This is a genomic window from Paenimyroides aestuarii, from assembly GCF_024628805.1.
Lineage (GTDB): Bacteria > Bacteroidota > Bacteroidia > Flavobacteriales > Flavobacteriaceae > Flavobacterium > Flavobacterium aestuarii_A.
In genome coordinates, this window is the sequence record NZ_CP102382.1 from 36,417 (window position 1) to 61,664 (window position 25,248).

16 protein-coding genes are annotated in these 25,248 nt (G+C 32.5%); 6 read left to right on the forward strand and 10 right to left on the reverse strand.

The genetic code is table 11. From position 1 onward, the window contains the following. Positions 1-38: 38 nt before the first annotated feature. The 8 genes from NPX36_RS00185 to ffh form a co-directional block, all read right to left on the reverse strand. Positions 39-329 (reverse strand): winged helix-turn-helix domain-containing protein, encoded by a 291-nt coding sequence (locus NPX36_RS00185; protein WP_257499437.1) that lies wholly within the window; start codon positions 327-329, stop codon positions 39-41. Then, complete coding sequence (locus tag NPX36_RS00190) at positions 330-944, reverse strand: hypothetical protein (protein ID WP_257499438.1); 615 nt, start codon at positions 942-944, stop codon at positions 330-332. Positions 945-1,003: 59 nt separating this feature from the next. Beyond that, positions 1,004-1,552, reverse strand: a complete 549-nt coding sequence (locus NPX36_RS00195; RefSeq protein WP_257499439.1) for a HutD family protein — start codon at positions 1,550-1,552, stop codon at positions 1,004-1,006. A 13-nt stretch (positions 1,553-1,565) separates the two neighbouring features. Beyond that, positions 1,566-3,326 carry a MutS-related protein gene (locus NPX36_RS00200; RefSeq protein WP_257499440.1) on the reverse strand — a complete coding sequence of 587 codons (1,761 nt, stop codon included), beginning with the start codon at positions 3,324-3,326 and terminating at the stop codon, positions 1,566-1,568. A gap of 71 nt (positions 3,327-3,397) precedes the next feature. Then, positions 3,398-5,062 (reverse strand): S8 family peptidase, encoded by a 1,665-nt coding sequence (locus NPX36_RS00205; protein WP_257499441.1) that lies wholly within the window; start codon positions 5,060-5,062, stop codon positions 3,398-3,400. A 97-nt stretch (positions 5,063-5,159) separates the two neighbouring features. Then, positions 5,160-5,891: a hypothetical protein gene (locus tag NPX36_RS00210; RefSeq protein ID WP_257499442.1), complete on the reverse strand. Its 732-nt coding sequence runs from the start codon at positions 5,889-5,891 to the stop codon at positions 5,160-5,162. Positions 5,892-5,961: 70 nt separating this feature from the next. Beyond that, the gene (locus NPX36_RS00215) at positions 5,962-6,849 is read right to left on the reverse strand and encodes a bifunctional 5,10-methylenetetrahydrofolate dehydrogenase/5,10-methenyltetrahydrofolate cyclohydrolase (RefSeq protein ID WP_257499443.1); all 888 of its coding nucleotides are present in this window, start codon (positions 6,847-6,849) and stop codon (positions 5,962-5,964) included. 105 nt (positions 6,850-6,954) lie between these two features. Next, entirely contained in the window at positions 6,955-8,298 is a 1,344-nt protein-coding gene (gene ffh / locus NPX36_RS00220) for a signal recognition particle protein (protein WP_257499444.1), read from the reverse strand. 308 nt (positions 8,299-8,606) lie between these two features. Here ffh and NPX36_RS00225 point away from each other — a divergent pair, with 308 nt between their 5' ends. The 3 genes from NPX36_RS00225 to drmB are packed head-to-tail and all read left to right on the forward strand — an operon-like array spanning position 8,607 to position 16,569. Continuing rightward, complete coding sequence (locus NPX36_RS00225) at positions 8,607-11,042, forward strand: hypothetical protein (RefSeq protein ID WP_257499445.1); 2,436 nt, start codon at positions 8,607-8,609, stop codon at positions 11,040-11,042. Next, positions 11,032-14,640, forward strand: a complete 3,609-nt coding sequence (locus NPX36_RS00230) for a helicase-related protein (protein ID WP_257499446.1) — start codon at positions 11,032-11,034, stop codon at positions 14,638-14,640. The genes NPX36_RS00225 and NPX36_RS00230 overlap by 11 nt, the downstream gene beginning before the upstream one ends. Next, positions 14,641-16,569 carry a DUF1998 domain-containing protein gene (gene drmB, locus NPX36_RS00235; protein WP_257499447.1) on the forward strand — a complete coding sequence of 643 codons (1,929 nt, stop codon included), beginning with the start codon at positions 14,641-14,643 and terminating at the stop codon, positions 16,567-16,569. It abuts the gene before it with no gap. Positions 16,570-16,618: 49 nt separating this feature from the next. On the opposite strand, the gene argS is transcribed toward drmB, so the two are convergent. Continuing rightward, positions 16,619-18,406, reverse strand: a complete 1,788-nt coding sequence (argS, locus tag NPX36_RS00240; RefSeq protein ID WP_257499448.1) for an arginine--tRNA ligase — start codon at positions 18,404-18,406, stop codon at positions 16,619-16,621. Positions 18,407-18,597: 191 nt separating this feature from the next. Between argS and NPX36_RS00245 the strand changes: the two genes are divergently transcribed. The 3 genes from NPX36_RS00245 to NPX36_RS00255 all read left to right on the forward strand — a co-directional run bounded on the left by NPX36_RS00245 (position 18,598) and on the right by NPX36_RS00255 (position 24,216). Beyond that, positions 18,598-21,006 (forward strand): outer membrane beta-barrel family protein, encoded by a 2,409-nt coding sequence (locus NPX36_RS00245; RefSeq protein WP_257499449.1) that lies wholly within the window; start codon positions 18,598-18,600, stop codon positions 21,004-21,006. An 85-nt stretch (positions 21,007-21,091) separates the two neighbouring features. Then, positions 21,092-22,006: an ABC transporter ATP-binding protein gene (locus tag NPX36_RS00250; protein ID WP_257499450.1), complete on the forward strand. Its 915-nt coding sequence runs from the start codon at positions 21,092-21,094 to the stop codon at positions 22,004-22,006. Next, positions 22,003-24,216: a thioredoxin-like domain-containing protein gene (locus NPX36_RS00255; protein WP_257499451.1), complete on the forward strand. Its 2,214-nt coding sequence runs from the start codon at positions 22,003-22,005 to the stop codon at positions 24,214-24,216. The genes NPX36_RS00250 and NPX36_RS00255 overlap by 4 nt, the downstream gene beginning before the upstream one ends. 59 nt (positions 24,217-24,275) lie before the next feature. On the opposite strand, the gene NPX36_RS00260 is transcribed toward NPX36_RS00255, so the two are convergent. Continuing rightward, positions 24,276-25,208 carry a peptidylprolyl isomerase gene (locus NPX36_RS00260; RefSeq protein ID WP_257499452.1) on the reverse strand — a complete coding sequence of 311 codons (933 nt, stop codon included), beginning with the start codon at positions 25,206-25,208 and terminating at the stop codon, positions 24,276-24,278. Positions 25,209-25,248: the final 40 nt, after the last annotated feature.

The window sequence follows — 25,248 nt, forward strand, 5'->3', positions numbered from 1 at the left end:
TGTATTTCAAAGTTAATTCGTAAAAAAATAAGACTGGTTTACTGTCTCATTATTTTTTCGAGGAAAGCAAGATGTTGCTGAAATGCCAACTTGCCTGTTTCTGTAATTTTATAGGATGTTCGCGGTTTTTTACCCACAAATTCTTTTTTAATTTCGATATATTCGTGTTTTTCTAAGGCGGTAGAATGGCTTGCGAGATTGCCATCGGTCACTTGTAGCAGATTTTTCATTTCGGTAAAATCTACCCAATCGTTCACCATAAGAACCGACATCATTCCCAAGCGCACTCTGCTTTCAAATTCCTTATTTAAACCGCTAATAATACTCATTTACTTATATTTTCGGTATAAAATTGCCCCATAAACAATGTGTAAAATCCCAAAACCAACTGTCCAAAAGATCAATCCTTTGCCAATAAAAAATAAAGATAAACATCCGAGGATTATTTCAAGAAATCCTAAATATTTAATATCAGAATACGTATATTTTTCGGCATTAACCAAAGCCAATCCATAGAATATTAACGTGGTGCCAGCAACCAATCCATATAAATGATAGTGCAACAACGCCAAAACAAAAACACCGCCAACGAGTAATGGAATTGCCAATTGAACCAGAATTTTCTTGGTGGTAGCCGTCCAAATTTGTAAACCCAACTTTTTGCTTTTTTGGACTGTAAAATAGCATCCACAAAAAATGGCTAATACTAAGGCTGATATTCCCAAAATTAAAAGAAGGTTTACCATGTAACTTTCGTAAGGTTGCACATGATTACTCCTAACGTATTGCATTTTTCCATTGGTTAAATACATTGCCAAACATCCAGTTACCAAACCAACAATGCCTGCTCCTATTCCAGATAATCCGCTTAAAGATAAAAACCTGGATGAACGTTCCATCATAGAACGGATATGTGCTAAATCGTCAGAAACTTTTTGATTCATTGTAATTCACTTTGAAATACAAAGTTATTTGAAATTTTAATTATTCCAATTTTTTTTCATTAAATTTTGTTGCAATATCCTATAATTGCCATTGCATGCAGATTTATCTGTATTTCTTGCTGCTGCTCATTATTGATGACCAATAAATCATTGGGTTGAAGGTGGTATTCGTGATTGTTTATGCTTAAATTCATGGATTCTTTGGCAAAGATAAATACAAAACTGTTTGATAAAACCTGCGTGTTATTAGCCTGTATCATGTGGGCAATTGCGTTTTTGTGCACCATAAAATTAAAATCAGCGCCTTCGGAAAACGATTGAATGGTATCGTTGGAATCAAACTTAAAAATAGTGTTTGGATTGTAAAATGCCTCTGTTCCATTTTGATACACATGCAAATCGCCATTTAACATCAACAAAAAACGTTGGTAATTTTCAAACCGAGTAAAAATAGATGGTGCTTTTGTGATGGTTGCCACGCTTATTCGAAACAAAAAATTGCGGTTGACATACAAGGCGTTTTCTGGATATATGAAATATTCAAAGGTTTCGCCTCCGTCCCAAATTGTTGGATTTAAAGCATTTTTTGAAACTTTAGTAATTTTCATTTCGCAGCAATTTTTAAATAATTTCCATTTTTTTCATGATAAAAGTAGCATTTTTATTTTGGCAGATTCCGTTTTTCAGCAAATAATCAAAATGCAATTCGTTGGCAATTATTTCCACTTCAAAGCATTTATTTTCCATAGTTTCGGGATATTTATTTGTGGTTTCACACACTTCCAAATCGTGTGTTGCAATCATTCCCAACACATTCATCTGATGCAGTTTTTCAATCACGCCAATGGTTCCCGATTGCTTGTCATTGGAATTCGTGCCCTTTAAAATCTCGTCTAGTAAAACAAAAATGGGTTGTTTTTCTGCTTCGGTAACAATTTGTTTCAATCGTTTTACTTCGGCAAAAAAGAACGATTCACTATCTGAAAGCGAATCGGTTAATCGCATCGAAACCCACAATGGCAAAGGATAAACGCTTGCTTGTTGCGCATCGATTGGCGCACCGCAATAACTTAAAACCAAATTAATACCAATGGTTCGCAAAAAAGTACTTTTACCGCTCATATTGCTTCCTGTTAAAATCACAAAGCGTTTTTTGTGAAAATCTATCGAATTTCGGACTCTTTTGTCTTTTGGAATTAATGGATGACCTAAATTTTCAAAAGCAATTTGGTCTGAAGAAATGTTGGGATATTGATAATCGGAATTGTTATAGGCAAAATTTGCCAAACTGTTTAACGCCTCTACCTCACCTAGAATTTTCATATACTCCCACAATTGTTTTTGATGGTTATTTTTCCAGTTTTGCAACTTTTTATACACCCAAAAATGATACTGAAACAAACCATTAAACGCTATAAAAACAAATAAATTGGCAATTGTGTTCAATTTTTCAAAGTGATTGGCCAATTGGGTTACAATTTCGAAAGCTGTATTTTGTTTGAATTTTAGTTGATTTTGCAGCAATTGAAGGTGTTTTGATTGAAAAGATTGATTTTCAAAAGCTTGTAGCATTTTGGAATATTGCATTAATGCGTTGGAAATTTTGTCACTTTTACCGATTTCTTTCATGATGAATCTGCTAAAACTTCCCATGGCAATTAAATTCAGGGTAAAAAACAAGAATACCAATTTTGGAAAAACTGCGTGCAGATTAAAAATCCAGCCAAGAACCGATAGAAATAGTAAAACAGGAAAAGCAATTGCTAAAATTTGATTGCTTTTTGGTGGGGTTTGAATGGATGATTCGCTCCATTTTTTTATGGCCAAATCATCTTCTTTTGCAGTATCAGCCAAGTGTGATAAGGTTTGAAAATGCTGGCGAAATGTTAAATTCGGAGCTAATTCCTTAATTGCTTCTTGTTTTTGAAGGATGTAATCGGCAGTGGGAATTTGCTGTAAACTTTCGGCCAAAGCTTCTTCTCCTAAAAATGTTCCCGTTCGATTGATGAACTGAAAAATAGAATGCGATCCAAACAAATCTAAATCATAAGAAAAAGCATGTTGCGGATTTTGATACGCCAAACCATCGGTAAACTGATAAGTTCCCGATAAAAATGCAAGTTCGTTGGTATTGATTTGCTTTAACGTTTTGTGATAGGCAACTTTGCTTTGCAATTTTAAGTAAACCGTTACCACTAATATAAACAAAACAATAAAAACCAATGCCACCCAGCCAAAAACTTCTTGTTTGCGGTAGAGCATTAAATATAAAAAATAAACCGAAGCTGCTAATAAAACAATACGTGCAAAGCTGATAGCGTTTTTTTGATTTAATAACTTTTTTAAGATGACCTCTTGTTCTTGGCTTATTTTTGAATACATAATGTGGTTTTAAGTGGGAATAAAAATACGCACAAAAAAACCATCTCGCAAATGAGATGGTTTTAGGTTGATTACTTTATGATAATTTTTTTAGACTGTTCTGCATTATTTGATTTCATTTTCAAAATATACATTCCGCTTTTTAAAGTGGCAATGTGAAGCGGTGTGTTGCTTGTATAATTTTTAAGCGAAAGTACTTTTCTTCCAACGGTGTCAAAAAGTGCTAGTTCATTATCTGCAAATTGCTCTGGGAAAGTTACAAATAACTCACTTGTTGCCGGATTTGGAAAAACGTTTATTGGTATTGCATCAATCTTATTGTTTGAAAGTAAATAGTTGTCTAAATAATTAAAAGCTGCTTGCATGTCGGGCAAAGGACCAATTGGTTTTGTGGTGTCGCCACCTTGAGCAATACCTGTTGCAACTAATATTGTTCTGATTTCCGCAGGAGACAAGTCATAATTTGAAGCCTTTGCACGCGCCAATAAAGCAACCACACAACTAGCAACTACAGGTGTAGCCGAACTAGTTCCGGCAAATAAGATATAAGATTGATTGGAGTCGTTTCCTATTTTAGAGTATGTTCCATAGCCTGTTGTTAGTACATTTTCACCCCAGCCATGCACATTTACACGCTGCCCATAAGTACTAAAACTCAATCGGCTGTGAGTGGTAGTACTTGATCCTGCACCAACCATCAAAGCTCCGGAGTCGCCGCGGTTCATATAAGCACTATAACTACTACTGTCTAAATTTTGATTTCCGTTTCCGGCTGCTGCCACGATATGAATTCCTGCATCTGTTGCTGCCTTTGTAACATCCCAAACACTATTAACATATTCTGCTGGCACAAAATTTGGGGAACTTGAAGTAGAATTCGCCCCATTAGTTTGTAATTCATACATAATTACATCACCAGCTACTGATTGATTAATAGCAGAATTTATAGCAAGAAGCCTGTTGTATCCTGCAGAAGTAAATTCGGTAAAAAGTTTATACTCTGGAATACCATGTTGCATTCCTGTCACGCCATAAGCTCCGTCATGCGCAGCTACTACTCCTGCCACAGCTGTACCGTGATCAATCCATGAAGGGTCACCAGCAGAGCTCAATGAAGGTTGATTTGAAAATTTGGGATCAGTCAACTCTTCGTGCGATACATTCATTCCGAATTCCACATCGCGCACCCGGATGCCTTGCCCAGTTATTCCTTGGTTCCATACATATTGCATGTTAACCCCAGGATCTGCTTGAATATACCCTTGATTTTGAAAATAATTTGGTGTTGTTGGCGGAATGTCTATAAAAGGCGGTTGAATAGGTGTAAGAGCATTTAATTCGGCATATCTTACAAATGAAAAGCGTTCCAATTGTTCTGCTAATTGATACAATTGCTCGTTGGGCAACTCATTATTTATAACATACATTCCTTTTAAAACCAATACAGCCTCATCTGTTTTAGAATATTTAATAGCGCTTTCACGCAATGATTGGAAATGTTCTTCATTCCAAGTAAAAGCTTCTTTTATTTGCAGATTATGCGCATCTACAAAGCTTTTAAAATCTTGATTGGAATTGTAATAATAACTATAAATTTCCTCTGTTTGTTCAGGAATTTCAAAAGAAACCAATAATTGATGCTTTTCTTGATTCATCAATTCAAATTGCCCTTTCCGATTTTGAGAGTAACCCGAAAACCCAGCAACAACTAGCAATAAAACTGCTATTTTTTTCATAATAAACAAATTCTAAATTTCTGCAAAAGTACAAATAAAGTTGATTGACCTTACATTTTATGAGGTAGTTTATGCGCAGCTTAAAAAAAGCACTTCATTAAAAAGGAATAATTGGTTTTATTTCCTTATAATTTCCCTTTTCAAAAACAAATAAAACCAAATATCCTCCTGCTCCATCAGAATTTAAAGAACTAATATACAGCACATCATTTTCTTTATCATAGTTTACTTTAATAAACTCAAAATCAGAAGAATTAGCAATAATTGTTGGTTGGAATAAATTTTCTAATTCGCTTTGTGGAACTTCTGCCTTTTGATTACCTTTTTTATACTTTACTGATTTATAGCAGCTATTGGGCAAGCCGCCATCGGTTCCCCAAATCTGCTTTTCCTTATAAGCATAGTAAAAACCATCTTTTATCTTAAACTTATTAATTTGTTTGATGGAATTAAATGACTGAATAGTAATCTCAACTTCAATTTTTTCGATATCATTCCTAAAATAAACAGTATTATTGATTGTTTTAAAATAATTAATCTTTAAAAAATCGTCGATTTTTTGCAATCTTGAGCGGTGAATATATCCCACAACACTTTCCTTGTTGACAAGGTTCTCGTAAAACACATATTCCCAATTAGGATTAGGCGTAATTGCATCTGTCAATGTTAGATAAACTAATTCGTTTGTTGCTACTGTACCAACTATTCCACCTTTAATATCAGCTTTTTCGCGTACATTTACAATCCCATCCTTATCTTTAATTAAAGCAAATTGAGCAGTAATAACCTGTGCTAAAAAGAGAAAAATAAATACAATTATTTTTTTCATTATACCTTTTTTAGTCTAAAATACTGTTTTTCAATAAAAAAACCACCTTTAAAAAGATGGTTTTTATGATTTAGTTATTTTTCTTTGCTCTGCGTTCTCTTGCAATCAGCGTGTTTTTCATTAACATCGCAATAGTCATTGGACCAACGCCACCTGGAACAGGCGTTATCCATGAAGCTTTTTCGGCAACTTCGTTAAAAGCTACATCGCCTTTAATTACGTATCCTTTTGGATTGGTTTCATCGGCAACGCGGGTAATTCCAACATCAACAATCACAGCACCTTCTTTAATCATTTCTGCTTTTAAAAACTCAGGAACTCCTAAAGCAGTAATCACAATATCCGCTTCGCGTGTAATCTCCTCTATGTTTTGCGTTGCAGAGTGCGTTAAAGTAACGGTCGCATTTCCCGGATACGCTTTGCGGCTCATTAACAAACTCATTGGTTTACCAACGATATTAGATCGACCAATCACCACCACATTTTTACCTTTTGTTTCGATTTTGTTGCGTTCTAACAATTGTAAAATTCCAAAAGGTGTTGCTGGTATAAAAGATTCTAACTCCAATGCCATTCTACCAAAATTTTCAGGGTGGAAACCATCTACATCTTTATCTGGATCAACCGCGTTTAAAACCTTTTGTTCATCGATGTGTTTGGGTAAAGGCAGTTGAACAATAAATCCGTCGATAGCATCATTGGTATTTAATTCGTTGATTTTTGCCAATAGCTCTTCCTCAGTAGTTTCTTCGGGCAATGAAACTAAAGTAGAATCAAAACCAATTTTTTCGCAGGTTTTCACTTTGCTGCCCACATAGGTTAAACTTGCCCCATTACTTCCCACCAAAACAGCCGCTAAGTGAGGAACTTTTTCGCCACGTTGCTTCATTTGAGCTACTTCGGCTGCAATTTCGTTTTTAATTTCTTCCGAAACTTTTTTACCGTCTAATAATTGCATGTTGTGTTGTTGTTTGTAGTTATTGTATGAATTTAAAAACCTACAAGAGCGTCTTGCAGGTTTATTTTATATCAGTGAAGCTGATTTTTAGTTGTTGGGTGCACATTATTGCATGCCCATGCCTTTCATTTGCCCCATCATGCGCATTAAATTTTTGCCTTGAGCACCTTGCATCATTTTCATCATTTTGCTCATTTGCTCAAACTGTTTCAACAATTGGTTTACTTGCTGAATATCGGTTCCGGAACCTTTTGCAATTCGTTGTTTGCGTTTGGCATCTAGAAGCGATGGTCTTTTGCGCTCTATTGGTGTCATGGAATGGATAATTGCTTCGATATGTTTAAAAGCATCATCTTCAATTTCAACATCTTTTAAAGCTTTTCCCACACCTGGAATCATTCCCATTAAATCTTTCATCGAACCCATTTTTTTTACTTGTTGGATTTGACTTAAGAAGTCATCGAAACCAAATTCGTTTTTGGCGATTTTCTTTTGAATTTTTCTAGCTTCTTCTTCATCGTATTGTGCTTGTGCACGTTCTACTAACGATATTACATCGCCCATTCCCAAAATACGGTCTGCCATACGGTCTGGATAGAACACATCAATTGCGTCCATTTTTTCGCCCGTACCAATGAATTTTATGGGTTTATTTACAATCGATTTAATAGAAATAGCAGCTCCCCCGCGCGTATCACCATCTAATTTGGTAAGCACTACCCCATCGAAATTCAATCGGTCATTAAACGCTTTTGCCGTATTCACTGCATCTTGCCCGGTCATAGAATCTACCACAAACAAGGTTTCGTGTGGTTTGATAGCCGCATGCACGTTTGCAATTTCGTTCATCATTTCTTCATCAATGGCTAAACGACCGGCAGTATCGACAATTACTACGTTAAAACCGTTTTTCTTTGCATATTCAATTGCGTTTGTTGCAATAGAAACCGCATTTTTGTTTTCTGGTTCAGAATAAACCTCCACACCAATTTGATCGCCCACCACATGCAACTGATTAATAGCCGCCGGACGGTAAATATCACACGCAACCAATAAAGGTTTCTTGGTTTTCTTGTTTTTTAAATAGTTTGCTAATTTGCCCGAGAAAGTGGTTTTACCCGAACCTTGTAAACCCGACATTAAAATAACGCTCGGCGTGCCCGAAAGATTGACCCCAACAGCATCGCCACCCATTAATTCGATTAATTCGTCTTTAACGATTTTAACCATTAATTGACCTGGTTGCAACGTGGTTAAAACGTCTTGACCAATCGCTTTTTCTTTTACTCTGTTGGTAAATTCTTTGGCAATTTTAAAGTTCACATCGGCATCAAGCAACGCGCGACGCACTTCTTTTAAAGTCTCGGCAACGTTAACTTCGGTGATTTTTCCGTGACCTTTTAATATATGAAAGGCTTTGTCTAATTTATCGCTTAAATTATCAAACATACTTTTTTGGTATTATAACTAAAGTGCAAATATACAATAAAGTAAAAGATGTATCAAGATTTTGTTTCAGTTACTATTTTTTTATCTATGAAGTACAAAAACAAATGAGAACGACAAATAACGACAAAAAAAGAATTTAATTTTAAATTAAACGACTTAATAAAAAAATACGCATACAACGATTAATATTTTTTTGACACTTGTGTGCTTTTTATGTTAATTTTTTTATTTTTGAGAAAAACATATTTTTTATAGAACGATAACCAAAAGTTTCATATTCGATTAATAATATTATCAAGAAAATATTTATGAAAATTTATCAATATATTAATCTATTATCTGAAGAAGTAAAATCAAACATACAAAATGATTTTAACCTAAATAATATAGCTTTTAAAAACTTTTCCAGTTTTGATTATATTAATTTCTACTTGATTTATAAATATATTTTAAATGAAGAAAAGGATGATTTTTTTATTAGCATACCTGAAGATGAATATAGACCAAATTTCTTTGCTTCTATTTTTCATTCATTAGTGTTAATAAAATTGTTTCAAAATTACTATTCATTTGAAAAAGTAAAGCCTCTGCTAACTCAAGATGATTTAATTTTTGTAAACCATGGAGACTTAAATGGAATTTTTGAAATATACCACATAACACAAGATAGATATTATATTAGACCTAAATTTGAGATTAATAGCTCCTTAAAAACACGCATATATAAAAAAAACTACACTAAATTAAATTCAAATCTAATAATCAATAAAACAACTCAAGAGAACATAAAAAATTATCAAACCTTCTTAGAATTGAACTTTGGTTTAGATTTTCCATTTATTTCAGATTTTCGAAATAGAACTTTAGTTATTTCAGAAACTAAATTTTTTAAAGAAAATGACTCGTTACCCGTAAACTACACAAATAAAAAAGGTAAAAACAAAAATGAACTTCCATTTTTTAATTATCTAATTGAGTGTTGCAACGATTTCAAAACCGCTAAAAATTATCTATTAGACAATGATTATACCTTTGATGAAGTTGTTGTAATTGGAGATACAAAGTATAGGGATTGTTTCACAGAACTATTGCAAGAAAGCAAATGGAAAGGGAAAGCAAAAAACATCATCATTATAGGAACAAACGAACCTTCAAACGAATATCCTTTTAAAAAATGGTTATGGTCAAATCAAGAAATTAGACTTTCTAACAATGAGAATTTAAAAATAATAAGTAAAGAAGTTGTAAAATTTGAGGATCTCTATAATGAATTAAAAAAATTTTCAACTTTAATAGAAAAATACAAAACTGAAAGAAATATCAATCTTTCATTCGTATTTAGATATTTAAACTTTTTTTATAAGATAATCGTTGTTGATTCTAATATTTCGAAAGGAATGTATCAAGAATATGCTGACAGGCTATTACATTATTTTTCTAGTGATAATTTTGATGAAGAACTAAAAAATAATTTCTATAAAAATGATGTATATAATCCTACCGAAATAAATGAATGTAAAGAAAATATCATTCAACATTTTAAATCAATATCTAATACTCTACAAGAAAGAAATCCTAAATGGGAAACAATAGTTCGTAAAAGTCGGGAATTACAAAAATTCTATTTATTAGTTGAGAAGAAAAGTTATGACATTATACTAAACCAATTACAAAAGTTTCGTATTAATAATGTTGTATTAGTAAGTGATAAAAGAATTGACAATAAAGTTCTTTATTGGGAAAAATGTTTTAATGATGAGTTTAATTCAGAAGATAAAACATTTATCATTCCTTATTTAAGCAATTATGACACTTTAAATAGATTATATGAATTGAAAGGAAAAACTATTATTTTATGCTATGAAAACATTGATGAAATTGTGTTTGACAAGCTTATTAAAAATAAATTAGCTAACGAAAATTCAAGAATTAGTCATAAGGATAGAAATAGTTTTATTAAAACAAGATATAACCTAAAAGAAGAATATTTAAAACCAAACCCACTAGATAGTCTTTTTGATTTAGAAAATAATTTTCGCCATAAATCGAATACAACAAATGAAGAATTAGAATTACCTAAAGATAAAATTCTTTATGAAATAGTCTTTACCGATGGTTCTATTGAAAAATTTGAATCAACAAAAGGTATTTTCTTAATTGAAAATAGTGAACAAATTAAAACAACAATTGGGGAAATATACGAAGGTGCTAAAATCAGGTTTTATCAAAACAATAACCCAGAAGTATTTAAAAAAATTCTCAAAATATTTGATTCAGAGGGTTTATTAAAATCATTTGATAGTTATTCTCAAAGTTGGAAAACAACTTTAATGAAGTTATTATCCAAATACAGAAGTATTGAAGATTTACATTCAAAGTTATTTGACAACTCAAATAGAATCAATCTAGTAACATTTAAAAATTACTTTGATAAAAATTCAAGTACAAGATTTCCTAGAATTAAGGTTTTAAATGCTATTAAAAATCATTGTATAAGCATTGGTTTAGATAATGAATTAATTGTTACCGATTATGATAAATTTATTGTTTTTTCAAAAAAAGACCATTCAATTAGACAACAAGCTGGTAGATTACTCGGTAGTGATTTATTAGATTATGTTACTTCTGATAAAACTGAAAAAAGCGATGCTCTAACAAAGCTTAACGATGAAATAATAGAAAAACTAATCGGAACAATAGTCGAGAAAGTTATAAAACAAAAAAAGATTTATAATGAAGGATAAGTATATAGAAGAACCAAGATTAATTTTTAGAGATACAATTCAAAAGAACTTGATTGGACCAGGTTCTGATATTTTAATTAGTGATGCTGATAACGAAATCATATCCGATTATCCTTTAAGTAGATACTTTTCAGGTATTGTATTTCCAGAAAAAATTGTTGACCCAGTTCAAGATAGTTTTGGTTTTGAAAATGAATCAAATGCGAATGCTGAAACAATAGATAATAATGATTTAATTACAAATGGATTAGTAGATAACAATGATTCCATTCTAGCAGAAGATGATAATACAGAAAAGAAAGCTCAAATAAATACTGATAGCGAATATTCCGAAGCTAATCAATATTTTCCAACAAATTTTGGCTTAACTTTTTGTGTTCCTAATGAACAAAAGGAAATTACAGTAGAGTTTATTTATGCTAAATACAAACAATTAAAACCTCTTGAAGGCAAAGTAGAAATCTCTCAAGAAGATTTTGAAAAATTTTACAATCATCCATTTAATCCAATTAAACAACACTTGATTTTTGAAAATGGCTTTCTAATGTTCAATAAAGAAACTTTTGGTAAAAGCGGATTAAATGTAAGAAACTATAAAAAAACATTTCAAGAACAAGAACAACAAAGGGAATTAATAGATTCAGTTGGTTATAAAAAAGTAGAGTTACTATTAGGGCGTCTATGGAAACGTTTTCCTTGTGAACAAAAAATAATCAAAATTAATCTTGAAGATAATTATTCAAATGAAGCTACACCAATACCTTTAGAAATTGAAGAAGAAACAAAAGATACAATCACTTGTTTTTTTAAAAAGGTTTTACAAACAAATCACGGAAAGTTCATTAAAATTTTACTAGCTAATAGATTACAACATTCAAAAAAGAAATTTTCATTTAGCAATGAGAGATTAAATTCCAAAGCTATGTTTCAAGCACAAATAAAAGTGAATGGAACAACTTTCTTACCTTATAAACAATTTAGTGAAAACAATCCTTTTGATGAAGAATTAAATACAATAAACTTCCAATATAGAGAAGAATTTTCATTTGCTATTGGACATGGATGTGCTGTAAAATGGAATGACGATAAACAACCCACAGAACTAAACACAACATTCTTGCCAGAAGTAGACATTAAGAGTTATAGCAATGAATTTAAAGAAGATTTTCCAGAAGATTTAAAATCAATTACAGAATTAAGAAAATTATCTATTTGGTCAGATCTAAATAATGATGAAATTATAGATAAACTCTATTTATTTGTTAATGAATATCAAAAATGGATTGATAAACAAATTACCATTAAAACAGCTGATAGTTTTCAAAATATTAAAAGTAATATAATTGGAAAACAATCTGAAACTTTCAAAAGACTAATAAAGAATATTAAATTTTTAAAAGAAAACGAAGAAGCATTCAAATCATTTAAGTTAGCAAACACTGCAATGTATATTCAAATGTTTGTTTCAAATGAAAAACAGTTTGGTAAAAAGAATATAGAACTAACAGAAATAGATGAAAATATAAATTATAATAATCTTGATTATTTCAGAGAAAATTCAACTTTCAATCCAAAATATAGACCTTTCCAATTAGCTTTTTTTCTTTTAAATCTAGAATCTTTAATTAATCCCGATTCGGAGGATAGAAATAATATAGTTGATTTATTATGGTTCCCTACTGGTGGTGGTAAAACTGAAGCTTACTTAGCTTTAACAGCATTTACCATCATTAGCAGAAGAATCTTAAATGAAGATGAAGCTGACGGTGTAGCAGTAATAATGCGTTATACATTAAGACTTCTAACAGCCCAACAGTTTGAACGTGCTACAAAACTTATCTTATCATTAGATTTTCTAAGAAAACAATATAAATATAAAGATGATTATTATTTTGGTGACACTCCTATTTCAATAGGTATGTGGGTTGGTGCTTCATCAACACCTAACTCATTTAAAGATGCAAAAAAAATATTTGATGACATTTCTCAAAATTTAGTTCGTGCAAACACTAGTAAAAATTACGATTTTCAAAAAGCAAATAAATTCCCAATTGAGAATTGTTCGTGGTGTGGTTGCAAAATAATATCAAAAAACAAATTTAATTTTTTTGAACAAGGTTATCATGCAACTACAAATTCATTTAAAATAAAATGTATAAATAACACTTGTACATTCAGTAATGAATTGCCAATATATTTTGTAGATGATAAAATCTATGATACACCACCAACTTTACTTTTCGCTACAGTAGATAAATTTGCTATGATTTCACACAGAGAAGAAGCACATAAGTTATTTAATTCTATTGATAAAGATAAGTTAACTCCTGATTTAATTATTCAAGATGAGTTGCACTTGCTTAGTGGTCCACTTGGTTCTATAACTGGCATTTACGAATCTATTGTCGAGTTACTATCTACAAAAGGAAATAGAAAACCAAAAATTATTGCTTCAACAGCTACAACAAGAAATACGGCTCATCAAATTGAAATGTTGTATGGAAATAGAAAGTTAAATATATTCCCACCAATGGGATTAAGCTATAACGACAACTTTTTCTCGTTTGTATCAAATGATAGTAAAAGAAAGCACATAGGTTTCATGCCAACAGGTAAAACAGGTCTAAATTCACAAATTCAAATACTAGGTAATCTTTTCATAGCTCGTATTGAATTATTCAAATATTTAATTGAAAATGAAAATTTATCCCATGAAGAATGCATAAATAAAATGAACTACTTCTGGACAATTGTTTCATTCTATAATAGTTTAAGAGACGTTGGTAAAATATACAATAAAGTTCCAGCTGAAATACTTTCCTTGATAAAATTACTTCACAGCAGATATAATATTAGTAGAGATAAATATGCTTTTAATTGGATTGGTTTACCATCAAGAACAAAAGAACTAACAAGTAGAATTGAAAGTAATTCAATTAAAAAACTGTTAGATGAATTAGAACAATCATTTACTTTGAATAGATATGAAGGCAGGGATTATGTTCAAAAGACAGTCGATTTAGTATTAGCTTCTAATATGTTTTCTGTTGGTATTGATATAAAAAGATTAAATGTGATGTTAATGAATGGGCAATCTAAAAATGTAGCGGAGTATATCCAAGCATCCAGTAGAGTTGGTCGTGAAGATATGGGTATAGTGATAAATCTCTTAGATGCAAACCGTTCAAGAGATAAATCATATTTCGAGAACTATGTTAGCTTCCACAATGCTTACTACAAATATGTGGAACCATTAAGTGTAACACCATTTACTGAAATTGCAGTAGATAAAGTTATGGCAAGTCTTTTAGTTGCTTATGTTAGACATAAAAAAGGGTTGTACAAAAACAATCAAGCAAATGATTTCGATGGTAATATTTATGAGTTAAAAACATTTTTATCTGAAAGAATTAAAAACATAAAGCAACGTGATTATGCAATAAATAAACTTGATGAATATGTAAAAAAATGGACGACAAAAGAGGAAGGACTTACATACAAATTATTAATTCAAAAAATTGCAGACCTCGATGAATGGAGCTTAATGATGTCAATGAGGGAAATAGACACCAATAGTATAATAAAATTAGCAAATTAAATGGGTAAATACGAACAAATACAAACTAGAAATACCATAAGTGCTTATGGAGGTGTAGGTTCTATTATTGAAACTAGAGACGGTTCAATAATAATAAAACCATTTGACGAATGGCCTTTTTTTAAAAGTGTTGATGGTGATTTTCAAGACCATAATAATATTGAAGATGTTCGTTTCAAGAACAGATTAAGTAAATATTTTATCAATCTTGAACGATTAGTAAAAATCCCTGTGAATGATATAAAAAATGGTTTTCAACTGCAAAATGGAGATGATAATACAATTGCTGCATCCTATTTTCCAGAATGGTTTTATTGTAGTAGTTGTAATAAATTTGATAAAATTTCAAATTGGAAATACAATTGGTTAAATAATGTAGAAATTAATCATAGAGATAATTTTTTTCCTCCTAAATGTTATAAGTGTTATACTAAAAATAGAAATAGTAGACGAAAATTCTTTGACTTAGAACAAGTACGTTTTATTTTAACTGCTCCTAATGGAGAGATTGCTGATATTCCTTGGGATAAATGGTCAATGTTAAAAAGAGAAAAAAGAGAAAAATCTAACAATGAAAATAAAGATATAGATGCTAATGACGAAACTCTCTCTTTATCCAATGTAGAAGTACCTAGTGATTTATTTTTAGAATATCGCACCTCAGACAAATTAGATGATTTAAGTGGTATTAATATTATTGCAAAAAATAAAGAGGGTGAAACATTAAACTTTACAACATTATCAGGTTTGTTTAATTTAAGAATTAAGAATCAAGAATTAATACCAAATGCTGAAATTAAAGACATACTCTTTAAACCAGTTATTCGTTCTAGTAATAGTGTATATTATCCAAATATTTTATCAAGTATTTATATTCCAGCAAAAGACGAATTAAATAAATCAAAAATCAAGATGATTAGAGAGTTATTTGATAATGGTCTTTCGGCTGATATTATTTCAAGTGTTTTATTAGCAACTAATTCATTTTCAATAGAGGTAAATTCTATTCAAAGACTAATCGATAATGATTTTGTCGAAAGAGATGCAGAAATAACAAAAAGTGAGAATGAGTACCGTTTTGATGAATTTAAATACATTACAAGTAAAGGAAATGATGAAATAAAAGACTTATTGATTTTTGACAAAGTAGATTCAAATTATTTTCAAAATGACTTAATAAAATCCATTTTCAGAATGGATAAAATAAAATTTACATCTGTTCAAACATCTTACACCAGACAAGAACCTATTTCAATTGATACAGCATTGAAAGAAGAAGATATTGAAAATGATAAAGTTGATGCAATAAGAAAAAAATATACATCAAATAAAGGATTAACAACAAAATATTTACCTGCAATTGAAAGTTTTGGTGAGGGTATATTTTTTGAATTTGACAATGATATTTTAGCTAATTGGTTAAATTCATCACAATTGATTAAAACAAGAGTTGAACCAATTTTAAACAACTATCATAATTTTGATTCTGCTTTTAATAAAGATATAGAAGTAAACCCTAAACTGATACTCATACATACTTTTTCACATTTGATAATAAAAGAATTAGAATATTTATGTGGTTATCCTTCAACATCAATTCAAGAACGAATTTACGTTAGTGAAACCCCTAATATGAATGGTGTTTTAATTTATACTATTGCAGGTTCCGAAGGGAGTTATGGTGGTTTAACTTCATTATGTGATGATGATAAGATTGGTAAACTAATTCAATCCGCAATTATGAGAGCTAAAGATTGTGCCACAGATCCAATTTGTTATCACACAAATGGTCAAGGAGTTGGAAATCTAAATTTGTCAGCTTGTTTTAGTTGTTCTTTATTACCCGAAACATCATGTGAGCTATTTAATAGTTTTTTAGATAGAAGATTACTAATTGATGATGGTTTTGGTTATTTTAAAAATCTATAAAGAGATTAACAATAAAACGCCCCTTTCAAAAGAGGCGTTTTCGTATTTTTTACATTCTATTCGGAACATCAATTCCCAATAAAGCAAAGGCGTTTTTAACCGTTTGCCCTACTTTGTTGGACAATTGCACACGGAATACTTTTTTATCGTGATTTGCTTCTCCTAAAATAGAAACCGACTGGTAAAACGAATTGTATTCTTTAACCAAATCGTAGGTGTAATTGGCAATTAATGCTGGACTGTATGTTTTGGCGGCTTGCTGAATCACTTCGGGAAACTGTGCCAATATTTTAATTAACTCTTTTTCTTTTTCGTGAAGAGATACTTTGCTATCGTTCAATATGACAGAACTATAATCAAAATCGGCTTTGCGAAGAATAGACTGAATACGTGCATAGGTATATTGAATGAACGGACCGGTGTTTCCTGCAAAATCTACCGATTCTTTTGGATCGAACAAAATACGCTTTTTAGGATCTACCTTTAAAATGTAATACTTCAAAGCGCCTAAACCAATCATTTGGTACAAATTGTCTTTTTGTTCGGTTGATAATCCATCTAACTTACCTAATTCTTCTGAAATTTCTTTGGCAGTCACCGTCATATCGTTCATCAAATCATCGGCATCAACAACGGTTCCTTCGCGCGATTTCATTTTTCCCGAAGGTAAATCAACCATTCCGTACGATAGATGATACAAATGTTCTGCCCAATCATACCCCAATTTTTTCAAGATTAAGAACAACACTTTAAAGTGGTAATCTTGTTCGTTTCCAACGGTATAAACCATTCCGCCCACATCAGGAAAATCTTTTACACGCTGAATGGCTGTTCCGATATCTTGGGTCATGTAAACTGAAGTTCCGTCTGAACGCAACACTAATTTTTCATCTAAACCATCTGGAATTAAATCAATCCAAACCGAATTATCTTCTTTTTTATAGAAAATTCCTTTTGCCAAACCTTCATCCACCACATCTTTCCCCAACAAATAGGTATTGCTTTCGTAATAATTACAGTCGAAATCTACGCCAATGTTTTTATAAGTTGACTCGAAACCAGCATAAACCCAATTGTTCATTTTTTCCCAAAGCGCCACAACCTGCTCATCGCCAGCTTCCCATTTACGAAGCATTTCTTGAGCTTCTAAAATTAATGGAGCTTGTTTCTTGGCTTCGTCTTCGGTTAGACCTTTTTCTATTAATTGATTGATTTCTGCTTTGTACGCTTTATCAAATTCCACATAATAATTCCCAACCAGCTTATCGCCTTTTAATCCGGTAGATTCTGGTGTTTCGTTGTTTCCGAATTTTTCCCAAGCCAACATGGATTTACAGATATGAATGCCACGATCGTTAATAACCTGTGTTTTATATACTTTTTTGCCCGAAGCTTTTAAAATTTCGGCTACAGAATAACCTAAAAGTACATTACGAACATGCCCTAAATGCAAAGGTTTGTTGGTGTTTGGCGATGCGTATTCTACCATTACCGCTTTAGCATCGGAGTTGGTTGGTTGGTATCCGTAGGTTTTATGATTTAAAATAGCATTAAAAAATTGGCTATAGTAACTATCGCTAATCACAATATTTAAAAATCCTTGCACCACGTTGAACTTTGAAACAACATCAACATTTTCTACTAAATAGGTGCCAATTTTAGTTCCTATTTCGGCAGGATTGCCTTTTAATTGCTTTACCAACGGAAAAACCACCATGGTAATGTCTCCTTCAAAATCCCTGCGCGTAGCCTGAAATTCTACTCGGTCGATCGTTAAATCGAACAATTGTTGAACTGCTTGCTGAATGTACGGCGTTAAAATTTCTTGTAAAGACATTGTTTTAAAATTTTTAATTAAGGTGCAAAGATAAAACTTTTCAGTGGCTTTTAATTTACAAAAAATGCGGTGTAGAATTATTTTTTGTTTTGTGTAACATTTTAAATCAATTGCACACTAATTCATCAAACAATAATTTAAGAGGAACACTTATTTGGAAGTTCCTTCAAAATCATACAAAATAAAAAAAAATGAAAAAGAGATACGTAAGTTTATCTTTACTTTTAGCTGTATCGTTCAGCTCTTGGGCACAGCAGCAGCCAGCAGGTAATGGAGTTATTAAGGGAAAAGTTTCCGAAAAATCGACCAAAAACGCGGTGGGTTTTGCATCGGTAGCTATTTCGGCAAACGGTCAAATTATTTCGGGCGATTTAACCGATGAAGACGGATCGTTTACCATTACCAATTTGCCAAATACTTCGGTAGAAATTTCGGTGGAATATATCGGTTTTAAAACCTATAAAAACACGATTAATTTATCGACCGAAAAAACAAAAGATTTGGGAATGATTGCTTTGGAAGTAGATGAGGAAGTGCTTGATGCAGTGGTGATTAATGCCGAACGCAGCACCATGGAACAGTTGGTTGACCGAAAAGTGATTCGCGTGGGGAAAGATTTATCTACCGCAGGTGCCACAGCTTCGGACATTATGAACAATATTCCTTCGGTAAACGTAGATCAAGATGGAAATATCTCAATGCGCGGCAATGAAAATGTTCGTGTTTTGATTGATGGAAAACCTACGCAGTTAGACCCAAAAACGTTGTTAAAGCAAATTCCGTCAAACGCTATTGATAAAATTGAATTAATCACCAATCCATCGGCAAAATATAACCCAGAAGGAATGAGCGGTATGATTAATTTTGTGTTGAAGAAAAATATGAAAGATGGATTTAATGGCAGTTATAACGGAAACATTACGTTTGCAAGAGTTCCAAAGTTTAATCAAGGCTTAGATTTGAATTATCGCAAAGGAAAAATCAATTTTTTTGGAAACTATAATTATTCCGACCAAAAAACGCTGAATGGGGGCACAATGACGCAATTAGATGATATGAGTCAGCAAATTTTTGATATTGTGAACGATAACATCACTCATGTGTTCAAAGTGGGTTTTGATTTTTATGCAAACGATAAGAACACGTTCTCTGTTTACACCAATCAAACCTATGCAGATGGAATTGGAACGGTAGCAAATACCATTTCGTCGCCAAACACCCCATTGTTTTTACAAACCGATCAATACGATGGAACAAATGAATCGCAAATCTATAATGCGGCTTGGAAAAAATTATTTGCTAAACCAGGGCAAACCTTAGATCTTGAGGTCAATTATAACAAAACAAACAACGACCAAAGTGGCGATTTTGGCATTGCCGGAAATTCGCCCACTCGATACAACGATAACAGCGACAATACAGTAGATGCAGTGCAAGCCAACTTAGATTATGTGCATCCAATTGGTGAAAAAACAAAGTTAGAATTAGGTGCTGAATACCGCACCACAACAATAGACAATACCTATACCACTACAAATACTATTGGCAATCAAACCAATTTTGAATACAATATGGACATTGCATCTGCATACGCTACTTTTGGATCAAAATTCAACAAATGGGGTTATCAGATTGGGGCACGTTTAGAAAAATACGATGTGAATGCCAACTATGTAATTGGTAACGAAGCCGCGACATTCAACGATGATTATTTAACGATTTATCCATCGGCATTTTTGAGTTACACACCCACACAAACCGATTTTTTCCAGATTAGTGCCAGCCGCCGTGTAGATCGTCCGAATGTTTGGCAAACCAGACCGGTTCGCGATTACAGCACTCCGCGCGTGGTGCAAATAGGTAACCCTGAATTGCGTCCGCAGTTTACCAATTCGGTAGAATTTAACTATACCAAAATTTTTGGTGTGAAAGGAAGTGCTACATTAGGCACCTACTACCGCATGATTAACGATCCAATTGAACGCACGTTTTATTTAGATACCTCATCAGAAGATGCAATTGCAGATCGAAGAATGGTTATGAGTTTTGGAAACTTTGACAAATCTACTGCTTATGGTGCCGAATTATCTGCAAACTACAAAATCACTAAATGGTGGGATGTGCAACCAAGTATAGAATATTATCATAGAGTGCAGCGTGGTGTGGTAACCGTTTTAAACCCAGATACCAACGAAGGTGAATTGCAATTACGCGAGGTGGACAACGGTGTTTTTAACAGCAGATTAAACAACAACTTCAAGATAACCAACCAGTTGCGTGCTTCGTTGTTTGGTTTTTACCGTGGCGATGCAGTAGGTGTAAACGGAACCATGAAAGCCATGTATAAAATGGATGCCGGGGTGCGTTACAGTTTCTGGGAAAACACAGCCAATGTAAGTTTGCGTTTTAATGATGTGTTCAACAACATGAGAGCAAGGTTTGAAAGCGATGCGCCTTACCGCCAATCAGGTACATTTACTTGGGAAAGCCAATCGCTATTCGTAGGGTTTCAATATATGTTTGGTTCAGGAAAAAACCGAGCATTACAACGTAAAGCCCGCGATAAAAACGAGGTGCAAAACTCAGGAGGGTTTTTCTAAAAATACCAACCGATTGAATGAAAATTCAGTCGGTTTTTTTATTGCATTAAAAATCTTATTTTAGCAAAGTACCAAATTCTTAAAAATGATTATAGAAACACATGAGCTGAGTTTTCAGTTCCATAAAAATCATAAACTACTAGACAAAGTATCGATACAAGTTCCCGAAAAAAGTATTTACGGTTTTTTAGGACCAAACGGAGCGGGAAAATCAACCACTATTCGACTGATAACAGGATTATTAGGCGAGCAAAATCCGGGGGAAATATCATTATTCGATAAACCGCTGGAAACACAACTTCCTGAGGTTTTTTCGCAAATAGGTTGTATTATTGAAACACCTACATTGTATGGACATTTAACCGGATTGGAACATTTAAAATTTATTGCAAAATTGCAAAACACCGATGGTTCCAAATTCAGCGAAGTGTTGGATTTAGTAGGATTGGAATCTGCTAAAAATATCAAATCTAAAAAATATTCGCTGGGAATGAAACAGCGATTAAGCATTGCAATGGCTTTGATTAATAACCCTAAATTATTAATATTAGACGAACCCGTAAACGGTTTAGATCCACAGGGTATTATTGAAATGCGGTTGTTGCTTCAAAAACTAAATCGCGAAAAAGGCATTACTATTTTTATATCGAGCCATATTTTAGCCGAAGTTGAAAAATTGTGTACGCACGTTGGAATTTTACACAACGGCAAATTGCAGTTTCAAGGTACAATGAGCGAATTAAAAGCTAAAAACAGTCAAGCATCAATTGTGGTGGAAGTGGGAAATTTAGATCAACATTTAAATCTTATCCAACAGCAATATCCAAATTGTATGCAAATAAATGCCAACGAGTTGCAGCTTAAGTTTTCAAGCAAAGAAGAAATTCCGGTGTTTGTAAACTTTTTAGCACAACATAGCATACCTGTTTATAAAATTCAACCACAAGGCGGATTAGAAGAATGGTTTATTGATTTAACAAAACAAATAAAAACACTATGAAAAAATTTATAAAAGCATTTCAAGCCGAAAATCTAAAGCTTAAACACTCGGGCATCCAAACAACCGCATATATTCTAGCTTTGATTCCATTTTTAATCAGTATAGGAGCAAGCATTTACAGCTATTTTAGTGAAAAAACAGAAGCTACCAATCCTGTTTATTTCTTTTTTGACACTTACAACCTGCTTATTTTACCATTTATAGGATTGTTTTATCCGTTAATTATTATTGTAACTGCGTCTAGAATCACACAATTAGAACACAAAAACAACACTTGGCAATTAATAGAAACACAACCCTTAAAGCGTGCTGTTTTACTAAATGCTAAATTTATTAAAGCATATCAAATTTGTATCTACAGTATTCTAATATTCATGTTAGGCGTTGCAGCATTGGCAACCTTCAATTATCTAATTTCCCCAAAAACAGAATTGTATATTTTAGATATTCAATGGCTGTTTTTACTAAAAAAAACCATAAGTTTATCATTGGGAACAGGTTTTTTGTTGGCGCTAATTTATGCGGTATCGGTACGGTTTTCTAATTTATTTGTTTCGATAATAGTTGGCGTTGGCGCTTTGCTTGTTGCACCTATACTAAACGGACTGAAATTGTTGCCCAAATGGTTTCCAACCACAATATTAGAAAACAGTTTAAAAGCATCGAGCGATTTGGGTTATTGGCTCACCTATAACGAGTATTTAAGTGTGATTGCAACCGTAATTATTTTGTTTTTAATTACATTTTGGTACGTTTTTAAAAACAAAAAATGGTGGAACAATAAAAACACGATTCTTATAAATTATGCTGCGCCTGTATTGCTTTTGTTGGGTTTGTTTTTATACGTGAACCATCCAACACAAATGACATCGAGCAACGAAACTGTAATAAAAGGCAGCGTTCCAGAAAATGAGATGATTCGAACAGTTTATCTTTTGGATGGAACGATGAACGATACGCTACAAACTATTGAGGTAAAAAATAACCATTTTCATAAAGTAATTAAAGATGATTTGCCTTTGAAAAAATACAGATTAGCATGGTGGAGTGCTAAAGGAGAAGTGCAAGCAACTGTTTTATTTTCTAAAAATGATGTGGTAGAAATTCAGTTTCCCGATGAAGCAAAAGATCAATCGTTTAAAATTTTAGGTACTCGTTTAGCAGAAAACGCTTTAAATGTGGAACTTGGTGACAATGTTGATTATATTAAAAAATTAGCCGATCAAGGAAGTGAAGACAATGCAGAAACCATTATTTTCCTTTTGAAAAGAAATTACAAAGAAGATTTAAAAACATTAAAAAGTTTTAACACAAGCGATAATTATGTGATTAGAGATGATTATACCGAGATTATTAAGAACGAATTATATTACAAATACAATTTAATTTGGATGCAATATAAAGATGCCTTAGCCAGATCTAATCCTAAAAACGAATATAAAAATAAAAGTATTCAAGATGTTCTAGATATTGACTTTAAACCCAACGAAGATTTTATAGCAAAAGCAGAAAATGTGGCCTATTATCGTTTTAAAATTTACGAATTGTTAAGCAAAGATTCATCAGATGAAGATGTTTTAACGAAGTACAAAAACGGTTTGAATGGTTTGAAAAATTCAACATTGGAAACGCAATTGGCAAAAATTATTTTAGAAGACCAACTGCCAAACGTGAATGATTTGAACGAAATTAATCGTTACGAAACTTTGTTTCTTCCATTAATAAAAGACCAGCGAACCAATGCTTACTATTTTAAATTTATTCAAGATAAAAAACGATTAACATCAGGCAAGGAAGCGCTTTCTTTCGAAGCAATCACTACTGATAATCAACCGAAAACATTTGCCGACTTTAAAGGTAAATTTATCATTTTAGATTTCTGGGCAACTTGGTGCGGTCCGTGCATTTATCAAGCAGATTATTTTGAAAAACATGCTATTGAATACAACAAAAGGGGCGATGTCGTGTTTATTTCTTTAAGCATTGACCAAAAGGAAAATGCTTGGCGAAAAAAAGTAAAATTAAACGATAAAAATGTGGTACAGTTATTTGCAAAAAATCAAAATGCATTGAATAATTTTTATCGATTAAATGCTATTCCACGTTTTATCGTTATTGATCCCGAAGGAAAAATTGTGAATAGTAATTTCCCGTTTCCTGACGACTCCAATTTTAAAGTCATGTTAGACCAACTCCTTCCAAAACAATAAACAAAAAAGCGAGATTTCTAGAATCTCGCTTTTTTGTTTATTGTTTGGGGTGTGGCGCATTATTTAACATCAACCAACTCCACATCAAAGATTAAAGTGGCATTTGGTGGAATCACGCCACCTGCACCACGCGAACCGTAACCTAAATGCGATGGAATTACAAAACGTGCTTTATCGCCAACGTTTAACAAAAGAATTCCTTCATCCCAACCTTCGATTACTTGACCAACGCCTACATTAAATTCAATAGGTTGTTTGCGTTTGTACGAATCATCAAAAACTTGTCCGTTGGTTAATTGTCCTTTATAATGAACCGCTACTTTGTTGCCTTTTGCAGCTTGTTTACCTGATCCTCTTTGAATATATTGGTAACGCAAACCGCTATCTGTTTTTTGAAAACCAGCTGCAATTTTATCCAATTCTGCTTCGGCATTTGCTTTTTCTTCTGCCAATCTTTTTAAACGAGATCCTTCAAAAGTTCTGAAAGCTTCCACTGCATTCCATTTTTCTGCTTCAGCACCCACACGGATAATTTCCACTTTATCCATTTTATCACCTGGTTCCACCGCATCAACAACATCTTGTCCTTCAACCACATGACCAAAAACGGTATGGTTGTTATCCAACCAAGGCGTTGCAATGTGTGTAATGAAAAATTGTGAACCGTTTGTACCCGGACCTGCGTTTGCCATTGAAAGAATTCCAGGTTTATCGTGTTTTAATTCCGGATGAAATTCATCATCAAATTTATAACCCGGACCACCCGAACCTGTTCCTGTTGGATCGCCCCCTTGAATCATAAAATCGCTGATTACACGGTGAAAGGTTAATCCGTCGTAATACGGTTTTCCTTGTGAACGAGCCGTGTTTTCTAAGTTTCCTTCTGCCAAAGCTACAAAGTTTCCTACTGTACCCGGCGTTTTATCATGTGTTAATTTTACTACTATTTCACCTTTTGGAGTGGTGAATTTTGCGTATATACCGTTATCCATAAAAAATTAATATTGTTACTTACAAAGGTATAAAATTATA

Excerpts from the sequence above, each read along its gene's own strand:
- drmB (WP_257499447.1), top strand. The coding sequence starts at position 14,641 with ATGGGTAAATACGAACAAATACAAACTAGAAATACCATAAGTGCTTAT.
- argS (WP_257499448.1), bottom strand. The coding sequence starts at position 18,406 with ATGTCTTTACAAGAAATTTTAACGCCGTACATTCAGCAAGCAGTTCAA.
- NPX36_RS00205 (WP_257499441.1), bottom strand. The coding sequence starts at position 5,062 with ATGAAAAAAATAGCAGTTTTATTGCTAGTTGTTGCTGGGTTTTCGGGT.
- ffh (WP_257499444.1), bottom strand. The coding sequence starts at position 8,298 with ATGTTTGATAATTTAAGCGATAAATTAGACAAAGCCTTTCATATATTA.
- NPX36_RS00215 (WP_257499443.1), bottom strand. The coding sequence starts at position 6,849 with ATGCAATTATTAGACGGTAAAAAAGTTTCGGAAGAAATTAAAAACGAA.
- NPX36_RS00190 (WP_257499438.1), bottom strand. The coding sequence starts at position 944 with ATGAATCAAAAAGTTTCTGACGATTTAGCACATATCCGTTCTATGATG.
- NPX36_RS00210 (WP_257499442.1), bottom strand. The coding sequence starts at position 5,891 with ATGAAAAAAATAATTGTATTTATTTTTCTCTTTTTAGCACAGGTTATT.
- NPX36_RS00200 (WP_257499440.1), bottom strand. The coding sequence starts at position 3,326 with ATGTATTCAAAAATAAGCCAAGAACAAGAGGTCATCTTAAAAAAGTTA.
- NPX36_RS00260 (WP_257499452.1), bottom strand. The coding sequence starts at position 25,208 with ATGGATAACGGTATATACGCAAAATTCACCACTCCAAAAGGTGAAATA.
- NPX36_RS00245 (WP_257499449.1), top strand. The coding sequence starts at position 18,598 with ATGAAAAAGAGATACGTAAGTTTATCTTTACTTTTAGCTGTATCGTTC.
- NPX36_RS00195 (WP_257499439.1), bottom strand. The coding sequence starts at position 1,552 with ATGAAAATTACTAAAGTTTCAAAAAATGCTTTAAATCCAACAATTTGG.
- NPX36_RS00225 (WP_257499445.1), top strand. The coding sequence starts at position 8,607 with ATGAAAATTTATCAATATATTAATCTATTATCTGAAGAAGTAAAATCA.
- NPX36_RS00255 (WP_257499451.1), top strand. The coding sequence starts at position 22,003 with ATGAAAAAATTTATAAAAGCATTTCAAGCCGAAAATCTAAAGCTTAAA.
- NPX36_RS00230 (WP_257499446.1), top strand. The coding sequence starts at position 11,032 with ATGAAGGATAAGTATATAGAAGAACCAAGATTAATTTTTAGAGATACA.
- NPX36_RS00250 (WP_257499450.1), top strand. The coding sequence starts at position 21,092 with ATGATTATAGAAACACATGAGCTGAGTTTTCAGTTCCATAAAAATCAT.
- NPX36_RS00185 (WP_257499437.1), bottom strand. The coding sequence starts at position 329 with ATGAGTATTATTAGCGGTTTAAATAAGGAATTTGAAAGCAGAGTGCGC.